This is a genomic window from Gemella haemolysans (genome assembly GCF_028308085.1).
Classification (GTDB): domain Bacteria; phylum Bacillota; class Bacilli; order Staphylococcales; family Gemellaceae; genus Gemella; species Gemella haemolysans_D.
In genome coordinates this window covers 1-17,599 of the sequence record NZ_JAQMFS010000010.1, presented here as the reverse complement: position 1 = coordinate 17,599, position 17,599 = coordinate 1, and the positions used below count along the sequence as shown (strand labels likewise).

The following is a 17,599-nucleotide window of genomic DNA, read 5'->3' as shown; positions in this document are numbered from 1 at the left end:
ATAAGTAATATTGTAATATGGAAAAGAGGATTTACATTGAAACAATTAATTAAAAGTAAGATAAAAAAATTACTTACTGAATCAGAAGAAATAGTAAAAGTAGAGCAACTAGGCGGAATGACAAATAGTAATTACTTAGTTGAAACTACTAATAACAAGTATATAGTCAAGTTTTTTGGTAAAGGAACTGATAAGTTAATAAACAGGATTGCGGAGAAAAATAATCTTGCTAATCTTGCGGATTTAGAATTAGATGTTAAAAATTATATTTTTGACATTGAATCTGGTATCAAAGTAAATGAGTATATTGAAAATGCGACTACTTTTGATGCACACTATTTAAAATCAAAAAAAGAGGATGTTGCTAATATTCTTAAAAAAGTGCACAGTTCTGGAAAAATTCTTGAAGGTGAATTTAAAATTTTTGATGAGATTAGAAAATATGAGGACTTGATAGAAGGTAATATTAATTATCCTTATTATGACAAGATAAGGGAGAAAATATTCTCTTTACAATCACACTTAGAAGAAATTGGTGTAGATAAAAAATCATGTCATATTGATCTTGTTCCTGAGAATTTTATCGAGGATGAAAATGGTCGAGTGTATCTTATTGATTGGGAGTATTCTTCAATGAATGATCCAATGTGGGATTTAGCTGCGTTATTTTTAGAGTCTAATTTCAGAAAGGCTGAAGAAGGTGAGTTTTTCAAATATTATTTTAGTGAAAACACACCCGTTAGCGTAGCGAAGATTATGATTTATAAAATACTTCAGGATTTCTTGTGGAGTCTATGGACAATTTATAAAGAAGAACAAGGTGCAGACTTTGGAACTTATGGAAAAGACAGATATTTAAGAGCATTAAAAAATTTGAAAGAGTATGTAGAAAGTTATGAAGAATAAAATAGGTGTATCAGCAGGTTTATTATCAGGGTTGTTTTGGGGATTAGGTCTTGCAATAAGTGCGTATATATTTTCATTGTATAATGTTTCGCCTTTTGCAGTCGCGGTAATCCATGATTTTATTAGTATTTTTGTCCTTTTGGCGATTATATTAGTTAAGTATAAACGAATCAATTTTAAAATCTTTACGAATATAAAAAGTATTAGTGTTATTATAGGTGCGCTTCTTGCCGGGCCAATTGGTATGCAGTGTAACTTATATGCGGTGAAGTATATAGGAAGTGGTCTTACTTCTTCGATAACGGCTATTTATCCAGCTGTATCGGTAATACTAGCTGTGATATTTTTAAAAAATAAAGTTTCATCAAAAACTATTATTGGTATAGCACTAATTATTGTTGGTATTTTCATCCAAAGTTATAAGAGCGAACAAGTTGAATCATTTTACCTTGGATTTATGTTTGCGTTGATCTGTGCTATTGCATGGGGTAGTGAGAGTGTTCTAAGTTCATATGCGATGAAAAATAATTTAAATGAGCTTGAGACGTTATTAATTCGTCAGGTGACATCATTTTTAGCATATTTAGTAATAATTTTATTTAACGGATTAGGAATTGAAACTAGTCTTGATGTTAAATTCGGAGGACTTATTGTTTTCTTCGTTGTGAGTAATATGGTATCTTATATCTTATATTACATGGCTATTAATAGATTAGAACCAGCGAAAGCAACTGGGCTAAATGTTAGTTATGTTGTTTGGACAATAATATTTTCTATGATTTTTGTAGGATTAGCAGTAAATGTGCAATTAGTAGTAACATCACTTATTATAATATTAGGGGTGTATGTTATCGTGAGAGAGGAGTAACAAAATAGTGAGAGCGATTATATTAGCCGCAGGTTTAGGAACGCGTCTTAGACCTATGACGGATAATACTCCGAAGGCTTTGATAAAAGTTAAAGATAAGCCTCTTGTGGAGTATCAAATAGAATTTTTAAAAGAAAAAGGAATAGATGAGATAATCGTAGTTGTTGGTTATCTACATGAGCAATTCGATTATTTAAAAGAGAAGTATAATGTAGAGTTAGTGTTCAATGATAAATACGCTGAGTATAATAACTTCTACTCGTTATACTTAGTTAAGGAAAAATTGGCAGATAGTTATGTAATCGATGCAGATAACTATTTATTTAAAAATATGTTTAGAGCGGATATCGATCTATCAACATATTTTAGCGTGTATCGTGAAGATTGTGAAAATGAGTGGTTCTTGATCTACGGAGATGATTACAAGGTTCAAGATATTATCGTAGATAGTAAAGCTGGAAGAATTTTAAGTGGAGTATCTTTCTGGGATGAGAAAACTGCAGAGAAAATCGTAGGTTTTATCGATAAAGCTTACGAAAGCAATGAGTTTATGAATTTATACTGGGATAATATGGTTAAAGATAACATAGAAAAATTAGATGTCTATGTAGAAGAATTAGAAGCTAACAGTATATATGAAATTGATAGTGTTAAAGACTATAAAAAATTAGAAGAAATACTAAAAGAAGAATGTGAGAAATAATCTCCATTCTTTTTTGTTATTCATAGAGATTAAGTAATAATATTTCTTGCTATTTTGTAATATATATGTAATAAAAAATAATCTATTTGTAACCTTAAATAAGAAGGGAATATGGTATAATTATTAGTGCATAAATATGAGTACAGAGGAATATTAAGAATGAGAAGAAATAAAATTAAATTAGGATTAGGAGTGCTAACAGTACTAGCTACACCGATCGCAGTTAATGCAGTAGCAAGTAATGACGCTCAAGCAGCACAAGGTTGGGTAAAAAGTGGTAACGCTTGGTACCTTTATAATCAAAATGGAACATTAGTAAGAAATACATGGGCAGGAAACTACTGGTTAGGAGCCGATGGAAGAATGGCGACTAATGCATGGGTAGACGGAGGTCGTTACTATGTAGGAAGCAACGGAGCGTGGGTAAAAGGAGCTCAGAATCAAGCGTCTACCAATACAATTAAACAAGGTTGGACAAAAGTTGGTAATGCCTGGTACTTCTATAATCATGGAAAAGTTGTAGCAAATGCATGGATAGGAAACTACTGGCTAGGAGCTGATGGAAGAATGGCTACTAATGCATGGGTAGATGGAGGTCGTTACTATGTAGGGACTGATGGCTCATGGGTAAAAGGAGCTCAACATACTACAACAGTGAAAAATGGTTGGGTGAAAGAGGGCTACACATGGTACTACTATAAAAACGGATCAGTAGTGAGAAATGCATGGGCAGGAAACTACTGGCTAGGAGCCGACGGAAGAATGGCGACAAACAGCTGGGTAGACAATAATCGTTACTACGTAGGAAATGACGGGGCATGGATTAAAAACTATTCAAACAAGTCAGGATGGCAAAAAGAGAGCGGTTCTTGGTATTACTATAAAAACGGATTAGTAGTAAGAAATGCATGGGCAGGAAACTACTGGCTAGGAGCTGATGGGAAAATGGCGACAAATAGCTGGGTGGATAACAATCGTTATTACGTAGGAAATAATGGAGCCTGGGTAAAAGGAGCGGATAGAACATCTTCGAAATCTGAGAATACTACTAACTCTACTGCTTATTCTGGATATTACAAAGTAACAGCATTATACATTCCTGTATATGATGCTAATGGTAGAATTTTATCTCATGTTTCAAAAGATACAATCTTATTTAGAGATAATAGAGCTACTGCGAACGGAAGAATCCCTGTACAAGTAGCTGGAATTACAGGTTATGTAAACTCAGGACAAGTTGTAGCTGTTAACTCTAGTACAACATTTATCCCTGACTATGTAAGTGATGGTAAATATGTATATCACAGATACTCAGCATATAACAAGGTAATGGTTGCTTACCACAATCCAAATATGCAAGTAGGAAAATCATATTATTCTGCTGATGGAATTAACTTTGGAACATTTAAATTAGATCATCCTTTCCAATTTTCTAATTTAAAATCAAGATCTAACTATACTGCTGCAGATATCAATAGATTATATAGTCTGATGGGAGCTAACAATAGTAAGCTTGCTGGAAAAGGTGCTACATTTAAAGCTGCTGAACAAAGATATGGAGTTAATGCTCTTTACTTAGTTGCTCATAGTGCTCTTGAGAGTGCATGGGGAAGAAGTCAAATTGCGAGAGATAAAAACAATTTCTTTGGTATCGCTGCTTATGATACTACTCCATATACTTCTGCGACAAAATTTGATAATGTAGATAGTGGTATTCTAGGTGCTGCACGTTGGATTGATCGTAACTACTTAAGTAACACAGGATATCCAGCAAAAGGTGCTTATTTAGGAAATAAAGCAGGTGGAATGAATGTTAACTATGCAACGGCTCCATATTGGGGAGAATCTATTGCAAGTATAATGTTTAGTGCTAATGAAAAATTAGGAAGAAAAGATAGATAAGAAAAGGATGTGGCTAGGTTATTTTAATCTAGCTTCCTTTTTGGTAAGGAGAAAATTATGTTAGTTTCGGTTGTAATCGGACTTTTAAATGAAGAGAAATTTTTACCAAGGTTAATTGAAGATTTTAAAAATCAAACATATAATCACGATAATATCGAACTTATCTTTATAGATGGAATGTCGAAAGATAATAGTTGGGCTATATTGCAGGAGTTTAAAGAGAGTAATCATGATTTCTTTGATGTAGTTTTATTAAAAAATCCTAAGGTGATTCTATCTGCGGGGATGAATGTTGGAATTCGAGCTGCAAAGGGAGAATGTATCCTTAAGGTAGATTGTCATTCACATATAACGGAGAATTTTATAGAAAATAATGTTAAAGTTATAGAAAGTGGGGAAGATGTTTGTGGTGGACCACGACCTAATATTATTGAAAATGAGGATGCTTTAAGTAAAACGTTGTTGTTAGTTGAAGAAAATATGTTTGGTAGTGGTATAGCTAATTATCGAAAAGAAACTTCTAAAAAATATGTAAGCTCTGTATTTCAAGGAATGTATCGAAAAGAGATTTTTGATAAGATAGGTTTATTAGATGAACAAGTTGGTCGTGTAGAAGATAATGAATTACATTATAGAATTAGAAAAAATGGTTATAAAATCCGTTATAGCAATGACATATTGTCTTATCAATATACTAGACCTACTGTAAAGAGAATGTTGAAACAAAAATATTCTAATGGATACTGGATTGGTAAAGTAAGTCATGTATACCCTAAGGCTTTCTCAATTTTCCATTTTGTACCGTTTGTCTTTGTTTTAGGTATAATCTTTAGTTTATTGATGTTACCTTTAACGAAGGTATTCGCAATACTGCTTGGGGTTTCTTATGCATTATTTACAGTTCTTGTTACAATTATGACTATAATTAATAACAAGTTTAATGCAACTTTATTATTAATTCCATTTTTACTATTTTTAGTTCATTTTAGCTATGGATGGGGAACTTTAGTAGGGTTAATAAAAGGATTTAGTTGGAAGAAAGAATATACTAATAAGTAGAAAATTCTTGTTGATATTTTTTGAAAAAATACCTAGGAGTGCTTTGAATAGATTGACTTTATAAAATTATCGATTTTGAGGTACTCCTATTTGTTTTTGTTAGTTAAAAATAGTATAATTATAAATAAATTTAGCTGAAATATAGGAGGTGACAGGTTTATGAAAAAGAGAATAAGTATGATTCTTGTAGGTAGTTTATTATTAGCAAGTTTTAATGATGTTAAAGCGGATCTGTTAAAAGAACAAAGTGATAAAGTGGAATCCTTTACTTCAGAAGATAGTATAATGAATAATGCTACAGGTAAAGAATCTGTAAAACCTGTGAAATTCCCTCAATATTATCAAGCGGATGCTAGGTGGGGATCTAAGAGATATGGTATTTCTAATATGAAAATATCAGGCTGTGTTCCTACATCCTTATCTATGGTTTTATCAGTATTGAAAGAAGAAGTTACACCAGTTCAGGTTGCTGATTATATTTATAATACATCTACAGAAATGAATACTATGTTTGTGGGAACTTCTAGTGATGGAGCAGCTGCTGCAATAGAACACTGGGGATGTAATTATCGTGTGATTAACTCCAAGGATGATTTAAAAGTGGCGTTAAAAAGTGGGAATATTGTATTTGGTTCTGTTGGTCATGGACTTTTTGTAAAAGGAAATGGTACACATGCAATTATTTTAAGTGGGTATCAAAATGGAAAAGTTCATGCAATAGATCCAGATAATCAAGAAAAAACTAATAAATGGTATAGTATCGATGAAATTTGGAGTCAACGTAGTATGGCACCAGAAGATAATTCTGTGGGAGGACCATTTATGGTGATATCTAAATAAAAGAAACGAGTGTCTAAGTAATATTTAGATACTCGTTTTTTATGTTAATTTGTTTATTAAATTATATTATTCAGCGAATCCATTTGGATGTTTACTTTGCCATCTCCAAGAGTCTTCACACATACGTTTTACATCGTACTCTGCTTCCCATCCAAGTTCTTCTTTTGCTTTTGTAGCATCAGCATAACATGCAGCGATATCTCCAGCACGACGTGGCGCAATAACGTAAGGTAAGTCGCGTCCAACAGCAGCTGATGCACTCTTAATAATATCTAGTACAGAATATCCAATTCCTGTTCCTAGGTTATATTTAGATAGTCCGCTACCTTTTTCTAATTTTTTAAGGGCTGCTACGTGACCACGAGCTAGGTCTACTACGTGAATATAATCTCGAACACCAGTTCCATCGTGTGTATCGAAGTCGTTACCGAAGACATTAACTTTTTCTAATTTCCCTACTGCTACTTGCATAACGTATGGAAGTAGGTTGTTTGGAATTCCTGTTGGATCTTCTCCGATATCTCCACACTCATGTGCTCCGATAGGGTTGAAGTAACGAAGTAGTACTACGTTCCACTCATTGTCTGCTGCATAAACATCCCCTAAGATTTCTTCTAAGATTAGTTTAGTACGTCCGTATGGGTTAGTTACAGATAATGGGAAATCTTCTTTAATTGGTAATGCATGAGGATCTCCGTATACTGTAGCTGATGAACTGAAGATAATATTTTTGCAGTTATGTTTCTCCATAACGCGACATAAAGTTGTAGTTCCAGCAACGTTGTTATCATAGTATTTTAAAGGTAATTGGCAAGATTCACCAACTGCTTTTAAACCAGCGAAGTGAATAACTCCAAAAATATCTCCTTCTTTTTCGAATACTTCGTTTAATTTATCTTCATCACGAATATCAACTTCATAGAAAGTTACTTTTTTACCAGTTACTCTTTCTACAACTTCTAAGCTTTTTTTATTTGCGTTATATAAGTTATCAACGACAACTACTTCATTTCCATTATTTAATAATTCTATACAAGTATGAGACCCGATAAATCCAGCTCCACCTGTAACAAGTATTTTCTTAGTCATAGTGTAAATCTCTCGCATAGGCGAGTCCTTCCTATAATTTTATATATTAATTTTATAAGAAGTAGAAGTAAGTGTCAATAAATATGAGAGTAATATTAAAAAACTATTACATTTACTATGTTTCTTTGAAAATAGTTTGAAAATATAATACAATTAAAAAGAATGTATTTATTTTTAGAAAGGAATTAGGAGGAATAATTTATGAGAAAAAATCACATTAAATTAGGATTAAGTTTATTAACAGTATTAGCTACGCCAATCATAGTTAATACTGTATCTAGTAATGACGTACAAGCAGCGCAAGGTTGGGTGAAAAGCGGGAATTCTTGGTCATTTTATAATCAAAACGGTACGCTAGTAAGAAATGCTTGGGTAGGAAGTTATTGGTTAGATGCCGATGGGAAAATGGTAACGAATGCTTGGGTAGATAATGGTCGTTATTGTGTAGGAGCAAATGGAGCGTGGGTAAAAGGAGCTCAAAACCAAATAATAGCAACTACAACAAAACAAGGATGGACAAAAGCAGGTAGTGCATGGTATTACTACAATAATGGTAGTTTAGTAGTAAATAAATGGGTAGGAAACTACTGGTTAGGTGCAGATGGAAAAATGATGACGAATGCCTGGGTAGACAATAATCGCTACTACGTAGGAGCAAACGGAGCATGGGTAAAAAATGCTAGACACCCAGAAGAGGAGAAACAAGGTTGGGTAAAAGAAGCGAACACATGGTACTACTACAACACAGATGGAACGATAGCGCGAAATAAATGGGCAGGAAACTATTGGCTAGGAGCTGATGGAAGAATGGCAACAAACAGCTGGGTAGACAATAATCGTTACTATGTAGGAAATGATGGAGCATGGGTAAAAGATGCAAAACACCCAGAAGAGAAGAAACAAGGTTGGGTAAAAGAAGCGAACACATGGTACTATTACAACACAGACGGAACATTGGCAAGAAATAAATGGGCAGGAAACTACTGGCTGGGAGCCGATGGAAGAATGGCGACAAACAGCTGGGTAGATAACAATCGTTATTATGTAGGAACTGATGGAGCATGGGTAAAAGGTGCTAAACATCCAGAAGAGAAGAAACAAGGTTGGGTAAAAGATTCTAACGTTTGGTATTACTACAACGCAGATGGGACATTAGCGAGAAACAAATGGGCAGGAAACTACTGGTTAGGAGCCGATGGGAAAATGGCAACAAACAGCTGGGTAGATAATGGTCGTTATTATGTTGGAGCAAATGGAGCATGGGTAAAAGATGCATCAAGAGATAAAAATACTAGACGTGCTATCTTCTTAGATCCAGGACATGGTGGAAGTGACTCAGGAGCATTTGAAAATGGTGTTAAAGAAAAAGATTTAACTCTTAGTGTATATAATAAAGTAAGTAGTAGACTTGCTTCTTTAGGTTATACAGTATTAACAAGTAGAAACACAGATAAAGATGTAGGATTAGTAAGTCGTGCAGATCAAGCAAATAAATCTAATGCGGACATGTTTTTAAGTATTCATTTTAATGCTGGAGGAAGAGGAACGGCTTATGGTATAGAAACTTACTATTATAAACCTGAAGCTGGGTATACTCCTGCGATAAATAAAGAAAATCACAACAACCCTGACAGAATAGAGAAAAGTAGAAAATTAGCTAATAAAATTCAACAAAATCTACTTTACAAAACTGGAGCATATGATAGAGGCGTGAAACGTGCATCATTTGCGGTGCTTCGTGAAACATCTATTCCGTCAATTTTAGTTGAGTTAGGATTTATTTACAATCAAGAGGAAGTAAACAAAATTAAAACTAATGAATATCAAGAAAAACTAGCTGATGGAATTGTAGATGGAATCGTAGAATACTACAAATAAATCTAATATTATTATTTAATAAAGTGTAAATAATTATAACGAGGATATCTCAAAAATTTTGATTTGTAAAATCATTTTTATGAGGTATCCTCATTTTTATGTATTAAGTTATATCAATAAATTCATATTAAATCTTTTCAGTTGTTGCTAAAAGTCTTTAAAATTGGTATACTATAACTTAGAGAACTTGAAAGCGAAGGAGTGTGCTTAAATTATGGTATATAACCACAGAGTTGTAGAAAAAAAATGGCAAAAATATTGGGATGAAAATAAAACATTCAAAACATTAGACGATCATACAAAAGAGAAATTTTATGCATTAGATATGTTCCCTTATCCATCAGGAGCTGGACTTCACGTAGGTCACCCAGAAGGGTATACGGCTACTGATATCTTAAGTAGATATAAAAGAGCAAATGGGTATAATGTGCTTCATCCAATGGGATGGGATGCATTCGGATTGCCAGCTGAGCAATATGCATTAGATACTGGTCATGACCCAAGAGATTTTACAAAAACAAATATCGATACGTTCCGTCGCCAAATTAAAGAATTAGGATTTTCTTATGACTGGGATCGAGAAGTAAATACAACAGATCCTAAGTATTACAAATGGACTCAATGGATTTTCAAAAAACTTTATGAAAAAGGACTTGCTTATGTTGATGAAGTACCTGTAAACTGGTGTCCAGCATTAGGAACAGTTCTTTCTAACGAAGAGGTTATCGATGGTAAATCTGAGCGTGGAGGACACCCTGTAGAGCGTCGTCCTATGCGTCAATGGGTACTGAAAATTACTGATTACGCTGAAAAACTTCTTGCTGATTTAGATATTCTTGATTGGCCAGAAAGTCTTAAAGCTATGCAACGTAACTGGATCGGTAAATCTGTAGGTGCTGAGATTGATTTCAAAATTGAAGGAACTGATAAAGTATTCACAGTATTCACTACACGTGCTGACACTGTATTCGGTGTGTCTTACTGTGTACTTGCACCTGAACACAAACTTGTAGAAGAAATCGTTACAGAAGGACAAAGAGCGGCTGTTGAGGAGTACCTTGACATCGTTAAACGTAAGTCTGACCTTGAAAGAACAGACCTTAACAAAGATAAAACAGGAGTATTCACAGGAGCTTATGCGATTAATCCTGTAAATGGTGAAAAAGTAGAACTTTGGATTGCGGACTACGTTCTAGCAAGCTATGGAACTGGGGCTGTAATGGCTGTTCCTGCACACGATGAGCGTGATTATGAGTTTGCGACTAAGTTTAACCTACCAATCAAAGCTGTTATCGAAGATAATGGAGAAGTTGTTGTGCCATTCTACGGTGATGGTAAACACATCAACTCTGATTTTATCAACGGATTAAATAACGAAGAAGCTATCGCAAAAGTTATTGAATTCTTAGAAGAAAATAATGTTGGACGTAGTAAAGTTACTTACAAACTACGTGACTGGTTATTCTCAAGACAACGTTACTGGGGAGAACCAATTCCAATCATCCACTGGGAAGATGGTACTATGACTACAGTACCGGATAGTGAACTTCCACTATTACTTCCAGAAACTGATAACATTAAACCTTCAGGAACAGGGGAATCTCCACTTGCTAATATCGAAGAGTGGTTAAATGTAGTAGACCCTGAGACTGGTAAAAAAGGTAAACGTGAAACTAACACAATGCCTCAATGGGCTGGTTCTTGTTGGTATTACTTACGTTATATTGACCCACACAATGATGAAATGTTTGCTGATCCAGAGAAATTAAAATACTGGTTACCTGTAGATGTATATATCGGTGGAGCAGAACACGCAGTTCTTCACTTATTATATGCTCGTTTCTGGCATAAAGTGCTTTACGATTTAGGTTTAGTACCAAGTCGTGAACCATTCCAAAAACTATTCAATCAAGGTATGATTCTTGCTGAAGGTAAAGATGGTCGTCCGGAAAAAATGTCTAAATCTAAGGGTAATGTAGTTAACCCTGATGATATTATCGTATCTCACGGTGCTGATACATTACGTGTTTATGAAATGTTCATGGGGCCATTAGATGCGTCTATCGCATGGAGTGAAAATGGGCTTGACGGATCACGTCGTTTCTTAGATAGAGTATATCGTCTATTCGTAGATGAAGAAACTGGAAAAGTAAATGATAAAGTTCAAGATAAAGATAATGCAGAATTAGAAGTAAGCTATAACTACACTGTTAAGAAAGTATCTGAAGATATCGAAATTCTTGGATTTAATACAGCTATTTCTCAACTTATGGTATTTGTAAATGATTGTTACAAAGCTGAATACATTCCTCGTAAATATGCGTTAGGATTTATCCAACTTCTTGCACCATTTGCACCTCACCTTGCTGAAGAGATGTGGGAAATCTACGGTAATACTGAGTCAATTTCATATGTACCATGGCCAACATTCGATGAGAGCAAACTTGTAAGTGACACTGTAGAAATCGTAGTTCAACTTATGGGTAAAGTTAAGGCTAAATTAGATGTTAAGAAAGACTTAACACCGGCTGAATTAGAGCAAATCGTTCTAGCTAATGAAGAAGTAAAAGAATTAATCGAAGGAAAACAAGTTATGAAAGTAATTGTTGTTCCTGGAAGATTAGTTAATATTGTAGCTAAATAAGGAGAGACACATGGAAGAATTAATTTATAGTATTGTTAGTGAAATTGTTGAGCATAAAGATGAAATTAAAATTGAAAAATTTGTTAAAAATGCTCGTGAACATTACATTTTAACAGTGCACCCAGAAGATTGTGGGCGCATAATAGGGAAAAAAGGTACAGTAATTAATGCAATCCGTACTGTGCTAAATTCAACAACATTTAGTAAAAAAGTTTACTTAGATTTAGTAGAAGAATAAGATAAATGTTGAGTAGGAGTCTGAAAGATGGATATTTTTCAGATTCCTATTTTTTAGTTGAATTTTGAATTAAGGACACAAAAGTAATAGTTTTATAGAGTAGAGAAATGGGACATAGACTTATATTTTGTGTATAATAATATTAGCGTTAATTTAGGAGGTTGTTATGATAGAGATAGTTGATGGATATTTAGTTAATGATGATAATATAAAAATTGCATTCACTAATAGAAAGGTTGATGCGAAAAATAGTGAGGATATGAAAAGATTCTCTGATGAATATGGATTTAATCATAATAATATAGTCTTTAATACACAAGTTCATGGAGCAGATGTGCGTATTATTGAATCGTATTCTGATCTTAATGAGAACGGGAGGGAAGCTGATGGCTTAATTACTAATTTAGCTGCGACACCATTATTGATTTTCACAGCTGACTGTGTACCTGTTGTTTTCTATGATAAAAAGCAAAGTGTTGCTGCTTTAGCTCATGCAGGATGGCGAGGAACATATGGAAATATTGCCGGAGAAATGGTAAATATCATGACAGGTAAATATAATTGTAAGGTAGAAGACATTAAGACCATTATAGGGCCGTCAGTTAGTGTTGATAACTATGAAGTTTCTTATGATCTTATAGAGAAATTCGCTGCTTTAGAAGTGCCGAATTATTATAAAGAAAATGATGGTAAATATTATTTAGATTTATGGCAATTGAATAAAGAATTGTTGAGAAAATGTGGTATACTAGAAGATAACATTAAAATTATTGATTTCTGTACGGTTAGAGATAATGATAAATTCTTTTCATATAGATTAGACAACGCTACTCCAAAACGTATCGGAACAATAATTCAAATAGATTAAATTCATATAGAATAGAGGAAACAATATTGGAAAAAGATATTAAATTAGTTGAACAAATAGCTACATTTAAGAGATTACCGAAAAGTGATAGTAGATGGCGTGTAGCATTTTATTATATAGCGAAAGAATTTTGGGATTTAGAAGAGGTTTTCGTAATAATAGATAAAACTCTTTATGAAGAACAAGGATTAAAAATTCCAGTTTTTAGAGAGTATAAAGAGGCGGAAGGATTCCAAATTTTTTCCAGTCATATAAAAGCGAAGGAATTTGTAGAAAAGCAAGGTGATTTATTCGTTACTGCTAGTGGAGAAAAACTTATTGGTAGAATACGTCAAGGTGCCTTTAGAGAGGTGTTTGTTCCATTTTTTGCTGAGCAGAACTTTAATTATTTATTAAATGAGGACGAAGCATTGTTCGCTGATACATTCAAACGACTTCTTGCAGTTATGGAAGCTAGTGAGAACTATATTGTAGATGAAGAACAAGAAGCTATGTTAAAAGCAGGTGATGTCCAAAGTTTCTTTGCGGATATTTGTAAAAAATATATAGTATTAGTATAAAAAATAATCTTCAAACATAATTTAACTTGTATGTTTGAAGATTTTTGTTTTGTATTTAATGAATTTATTTTGTGCACTAAATTTGCAACTCTAATTTTATTTTCCTCTAAAGTAATTTAATGTGTAAGCTATAGCTATAAAGAAAATTATTACGTAAAGAGTGTAGCTTGTATATTGTGTGATTCCTTTAATATTTACCAAGTAGCTTTGAACACTAAATGGAGTAAAGATAGCTGATATTAGAGGTGTAAGATTTTCTTTCCAAAAAGCAATAATAAGTAGGAAAAATATTATTATTGTTAGTATAAAATATATAATTCTAGGTATAGTGATAAAAAAGCTTTCTGGATTCGGGAATGGATTATAGTAGAAGAATATAATCGCTAATAATACCAAGATTAAGGTGATTCCATTTCGTTCTTTTTCTGTGATTGTGAAAATATCTTTAGTTAATAATATATATCCTGATAATACCCATAAAATTAAAACAATCAAAGTAATTGCTAAATTAGCAAGATTTAACTGTTTATTGAGGTCAAAGTTTATATTAAATGTGTATAGGAATGTGAAGATTAGAGCAAGTATGCTAGCTAATGTAATGTATCTTTTAGTTTTCATATATCTCTCTTTCCAAGCAACAAATGTTGCATCCTTCTTATTTTTTTCATATAATTTATATATAGAATTATAACATTAAGATAAATTATAAACAAGGAACTATGTGAGATGTTTTATTCTTTATTTACATTTTACCGTCTGGAATCTATATTGCATAGTAATTATGAATTGTTTTATTTATGAATTTTAGTAATATTAGGGATTTGTTTATAAGTCGGAGAGAGGATAGTAGGTGTAAAAAAATATTAATTATATTTAAAGTTTTCTTTAAACTTTGTTTAAGTTGATGTTGGTATGATAAAACTATAGAAAATGTAGATTAAAGATTTTTTTAATAGGTTGTGAAACACAACGAAAGATAAAAATTAAAAAGGAGGATTTTTATGGAAAACAGAAATAACAACCAAAATAATAAAAATTTACAAGATTTAAATAATCAGGAAAATTATAACGAACAGAATAATTATCAAGGTTATCAAAATTATGATAATGTTGATAATTCTCAATATAATGATTTTGAAAATTTACAGGGAATGAATAATGAGCAGGTAGCTGCACCGCAAAAGAACAATTATGGAAAATTATTCTTAACTGTCTTTGCAGCATTTGCGCTTGGAGCTACTAGTGTATTTGGAGCGCAAGCTGTGATGGGAACTGGAAAAGCATTGAATTCTTCGGTAACTACTACGAAAGAAGATAAAGATAATCAACAAATTACGGTAAATGCAATTTCTAAAGCTAAAGATGCTGTAGTTTCAATCGTAAACTATCAAAGTAACTCTAGCAATAATCTTGAGTCAATTCTAGGAGGAAATTCAAGAAGATCTGGAAGTGACTCTAGTGATTCTAGTAATTCTAGTGAATTAAAACCAGCATCTAGCGGAAGTGGGGTTATTTACAAAAAATCTGGTAATACTGCTTATGTTGTAACTAACAATCACGTGGTAAATGGAGCTAAAAAACTATCGGTAATTTTAAGTGATGGAACTAATGTTAATGCAGAAGTTGTTGGAACTGATGTATGGACAGATTTAGCTGTATTGAAAATCAGTGGTGATAATGTGACAACTACAATGGATTTTGCTGATAGTGATAAAATCGCAGTAGGAGAAACAGCTTTTGCTATCGGATCTCCTCTTGATGTTAACTTATCTAACACTGTTACAAAAGGTATAGTATCTGCTGTAAATAGACAAATTCCTATGGATGTTGATGGTGATGGTAAAAATGACTGGAATCAAACGGTAATTCAGACTGATGCCGCTATTAACCCAGGTAACTCAGGTGGAGCATTAATTAATAATGAAGGTAAACTTATCGGAATTAATGAATCAAAAATAGCAAAAGCAACATCGAACGTAAGTGCTGAAGGTATAGGATTTGGAATACCGTCTAATGAGGTGAAATTAATTACTGAGCAGCTGGAACAATCTGGTAAAGTAATTCGTCCAGCTTTAGGTGTTCAATTAGTATCTGTAAATACAGTTGATAGTGATACATTGAAATCACAATTAAACTTTGAAGGTAAGCAAGGGGTAGTAGTTCGATACGTTGAAAATGGTACTCCAGCTGCACAAGCAGGGATAGAAAAATATGATATTATCACGAAATTGAATGGTGAAGATGTCAAAGATGTTGCTGCAGTTAGAAAATATTTATTTGAAAAATCAAAAATAGGAGATACTATTAAAGTGACCTATTATAGAAATGGTAAAGAAAATACAACAAGTGTAGTGGTGCAAGCCTTGAATACACGATAAAATAATTAGGACTTGGAATAGAGTAGTTTATTCCAAGTCTTAATTAATGATTGTTCGTAAAATGTTCGAAAGGTAACGTTATTTTAGTTTTGTATATTTTGAATTAACATAATATCAATGTTTAAATTAGAGATGTCTAGAGAAGCTAAAATAAAAAATGTTATGTATATAGTTTGAAAAATAAAGAAAAATTTGCCAAAACAATAAAAATATGTTATTATTAGTTTGTAAAATTTTAAGAAAAGAATATAGGTGAATACATGAAGAAAGTTAGAAAAGCGATTATTCCAGCAGCAGGATATGGTACACGTTTCCTTCCTGCAACTAAAGCATTACCTAAGGAGATGCTTCCGATTATCGATACTCCTACTATTCAATACATAGTAGAAGAAGCGGTAAAAGCTGGAATTGAAGATATAATTATTGTAACTGGTAAACAAAAAAGAGCTATTGAAGACCACTTTGATAGAAATGTTGAATTAGAAGTTGAGTTAGAAAACAAAGGTAAGTTAGCAATGTTAGAAAAAGTTAAGTACCCAACGCAACTTGCTAATATTCACTATGTACGTCAAAAAGAAATGGCAGGTTTAGGTGATGCGATTTTAACAGCACGTAGCTTTATTGGAGATGAACCGTTTGCGGTATTACTTGGAGATGATGTAGTAATTAATGAAGAGTATCCAGCAATTAAACAACTTATTGATAAAGCTGAAGAAACAGGATGTTCTGTAATCGGTGTACAAACTGTACCAGAAGATCAGACACATAGATATGGTGTTATCGCACCTAAAGGACAAGATGGTCATTTATACGAAGTTGAGACATTTGTAGAAAAACCAGCTCCAGGAACAGCGCCATCTAACCAAGCGATTATGGGAAGATATGTTCTTAACCCAGGAATTTTTAAACACTTAGCTAAGAAACAAGTAGGTGTTGGTGGAGAGGTTCAATTAACTGATGCTATCCAAATGTTAAATGAAGAAGAAAATGTTTATGCGTATGATTTCCAAGGTAAACGTTACGATGTAGGTGAAACAATTGGATTTGTTAAGACAACAATTGACTTTGCCCTTAAGAGTGATCTTAAAGATGAGTTAGTACCTTATCTAAAACAAAAATTAGCAGAGTTAGAATAATAAACAAGAGATGATGCAGATTTAAACAAGGTTTGCATCATTTTTATTATATTTCAGGAGATAATATGGTTATTGATTATTTAGGTATCTATGGTGTGTGTTTAAAAGAAAATAAAGTATTGTGTATAAAAAAGGCAAGGGGACCGTATAAGAATAGATTTGATTTACCAGGAGGTAGTCAAAAAACTAGTGAGGGATTTACGGAAACTTTAGTTAGAGAATTTCTAGAAGAAACAGGGTATAAAGTGAGCTCTTATGACAATTGCAGAGTTTATGATATATTTGTAGAAGAGGAAGAAGCTTATCCAAAAGACCTAAAATTTAACAAAGTTCATATGAGAACTCATAGACGCAGTGGTTTATTGATATCTAAATTCGCTTTGTGAAAGCTTTTTAGATATTTTGCGGGGGTGACTCGACAAAATCGATTTCTTCGAAATGATGTGTACCCAAAATTCTGGACACATATATATTTAGTTTAAACATGTGGATGTTATCCTGTATTGTACAGGTGACATCCATTTCGTTTT

Annotated in this window: 16 protein-coding genes; 14 read left to right on the top strand and 2 right to left on the bottom strand. The window is 32.9% G+C overall.

The window, feature by feature from the left end:
• Positions 1 to 36: 36 nt before the first annotated feature.
• From PNO30_RS00565 to PNO30_RS00540, 6 genes are all read left to right on the top strand, one after another.
• Positions 37 to 906, top strand: coding sequence for a phosphotransferase family protein (locus tag PNO30_RS00565; RefSeq protein ID WP_102170130.1), 870 nt, complete (start codon positions 37 to 39; stop codon positions 904 to 906).
• Complete coding sequence (locus PNO30_RS00560; protein WP_003147758.1) at positions 896 to 1,774, top strand: DMT family transporter; 879 nt, start codon at positions 896 to 898, stop codon at positions 1,772 to 1,774. The genes PNO30_RS00565 and PNO30_RS00560 overlap by 11 nt, the downstream gene beginning before the upstream one ends.
• Positions 1,775 to 1,781: 7 nt before the next feature.
• Complete coding sequence (locus PNO30_RS00555) at positions 1,782 to 2,477, top strand: sugar phosphate nucleotidyltransferase (protein WP_271986734.1); 696 nt, start codon at positions 1,782 to 1,784, stop codon at positions 2,475 to 2,477.
• Positions 2,478 to 2,636: 159 nt separating this feature from the next.
• Positions 2,637 to 4,379: a glucosaminidase domain-containing protein gene (locus PNO30_RS00550; protein WP_271986733.1), complete on the top strand. Its 1,743-nt coding sequence runs from the start codon at positions 2,637 to 2,639 to the stop codon at positions 4,377 to 4,379.
• Positions 4,380 to 4,436: 57 nt separating this feature from the next.
• Positions 4,437 to 5,438, top strand: coding sequence for a glycosyltransferase family 2 protein (locus tag PNO30_RS00545; protein ID WP_271986732.1), 1,002 nt, complete (start codon positions 4,437 to 4,439; stop codon positions 5,436 to 5,438).
• A 159-nt stretch (positions 5,439 to 5,597) separates the two neighbouring features.
• Entirely contained in the window at positions 5,598 to 6,278 is a 681-nt protein-coding gene (locus PNO30_RS00540; RefSeq protein ID WP_271964921.1) for a C39 family peptidase, read from the top strand.
• A 66-nt stretch (positions 6,279 to 6,344) separates the two neighbouring features.
• Here PNO30_RS00540 and galE read toward each other — a convergent pair whose 3' ends face one another.
• The gene (gene galE, locus PNO30_RS00535) at positions 6,345 to 7,367 is read right to left on the bottom strand and encodes a UDP-glucose 4-epimerase GalE (protein ID WP_271964920.1); all 1,023 of its coding nucleotides are present in this window, start codon (positions 7,365 to 7,367) and stop codon (positions 6,345 to 6,347) included.
• Between the two features lie 201 nt (positions 7,368 to 7,568).
• On the opposite strand from galE, the gene PNO30_RS00530 reads away from it, so the two are divergent.
• The 5 genes from PNO30_RS00530 to PNO30_RS00510 all read left to right on the top strand — a co-directional run bounded on the left by PNO30_RS00530 (position 7,569) and on the right by PNO30_RS00510 (position 13,555).
• Entirely contained in the window at positions 7,569 to 9,245 is a 1,677-nt protein-coding gene (locus PNO30_RS00530) for an N-acetylmuramoyl-L-alanine amidase (RefSeq protein WP_271986731.1), read from the top strand.
• Positions 9,246 to 9,459: 214 nt separating this feature from the next.
• Positions 9,460 to 11,889, top strand: a complete 2,430-nt coding sequence (gene leuS / locus PNO30_RS00525; RefSeq protein WP_271986729.1) for a leucine--tRNA ligase — start codon at positions 9,460 to 9,462, stop codon at positions 11,887 to 11,889.
• 10 nt (positions 11,890 to 11,899) lie between these two features.
• Positions 11,900 to 12,127 (top strand): KH domain-containing protein, encoded by a 228-nt coding sequence (locus PNO30_RS00520; protein WP_003147770.1) that lies wholly within the window; start codon positions 11,900 to 11,902, stop codon positions 12,125 to 12,127.
• Positions 12,128 to 12,293: 166 nt separating this feature from the next.
• Positions 12,294 to 12,995, top strand: a complete 702-nt coding sequence (gene pgeF / locus PNO30_RS00515; protein WP_271986728.1) for a peptidoglycan editing factor PgeF — start codon at positions 12,294 to 12,296, stop codon at positions 12,993 to 12,995.
• Between the two features lie 26 nt (positions 12,996 to 13,021).
• On the top strand, positions 13,022 to 13,555 hold the full coding sequence (locus PNO30_RS00510) for a hypothetical protein (protein WP_271986727.1): 534 nt from the start codon (positions 13,022 to 13,024) through the stop codon (positions 13,553 to 13,555).
• Between the two features lie 96 nt (positions 13,556 to 13,651).
• Here PNO30_RS00510 and PNO30_RS00505 read toward each other — a convergent pair whose 3' ends face one another.
• Complete coding sequence (locus tag PNO30_RS00505; protein ID WP_271986726.1) at positions 13,652 to 14,173, bottom strand: hypothetical protein; 522 nt, start codon at positions 14,171 to 14,173, stop codon at positions 13,652 to 13,654.
• A 383-nt stretch (positions 14,174 to 14,556) separates the two neighbouring features.
• Here PNO30_RS00505 and PNO30_RS00500 point away from each other — a divergent pair, with 383 nt between their 5' ends.
• The 3 genes from PNO30_RS00500 to PNO30_RS00490 all read left to right on the top strand — a co-directional run bounded on the left by PNO30_RS00500 (position 14,557) and on the right by PNO30_RS00490 (position 17,455).
• Positions 14,557 to 15,933 (top strand): S1C family serine protease, encoded by a 1,377-nt coding sequence (locus PNO30_RS00500; protein WP_271986724.1) that lies wholly within the window; start codon positions 14,557 to 14,559, stop codon positions 15,931 to 15,933.
• 260 nt (positions 15,934 to 16,193) lie between these two features.
• Positions 16,194 to 17,069 carry a UTP--glucose-1-phosphate uridylyltransferase GalU gene (galU, locus tag PNO30_RS00495; RefSeq protein WP_271964912.1) on the top strand — a complete coding sequence of 292 codons (876 nt, stop codon included), beginning with the start codon at positions 16,194 to 16,196 and terminating at the stop codon, positions 17,067 to 17,069.
• A gap of 65 nt (positions 17,070 to 17,134) precedes the next feature.
• Positions 17,135 to 17,455, top strand: a complete 321-nt coding sequence (locus PNO30_RS00490) for an NUDIX domain-containing protein (RefSeq protein ID WP_271964911.1) — start codon at positions 17,135 to 17,137, stop codon at positions 17,453 to 17,455.
• Positions 17,456 to 17,599: the final 144 nt, after the last annotated feature.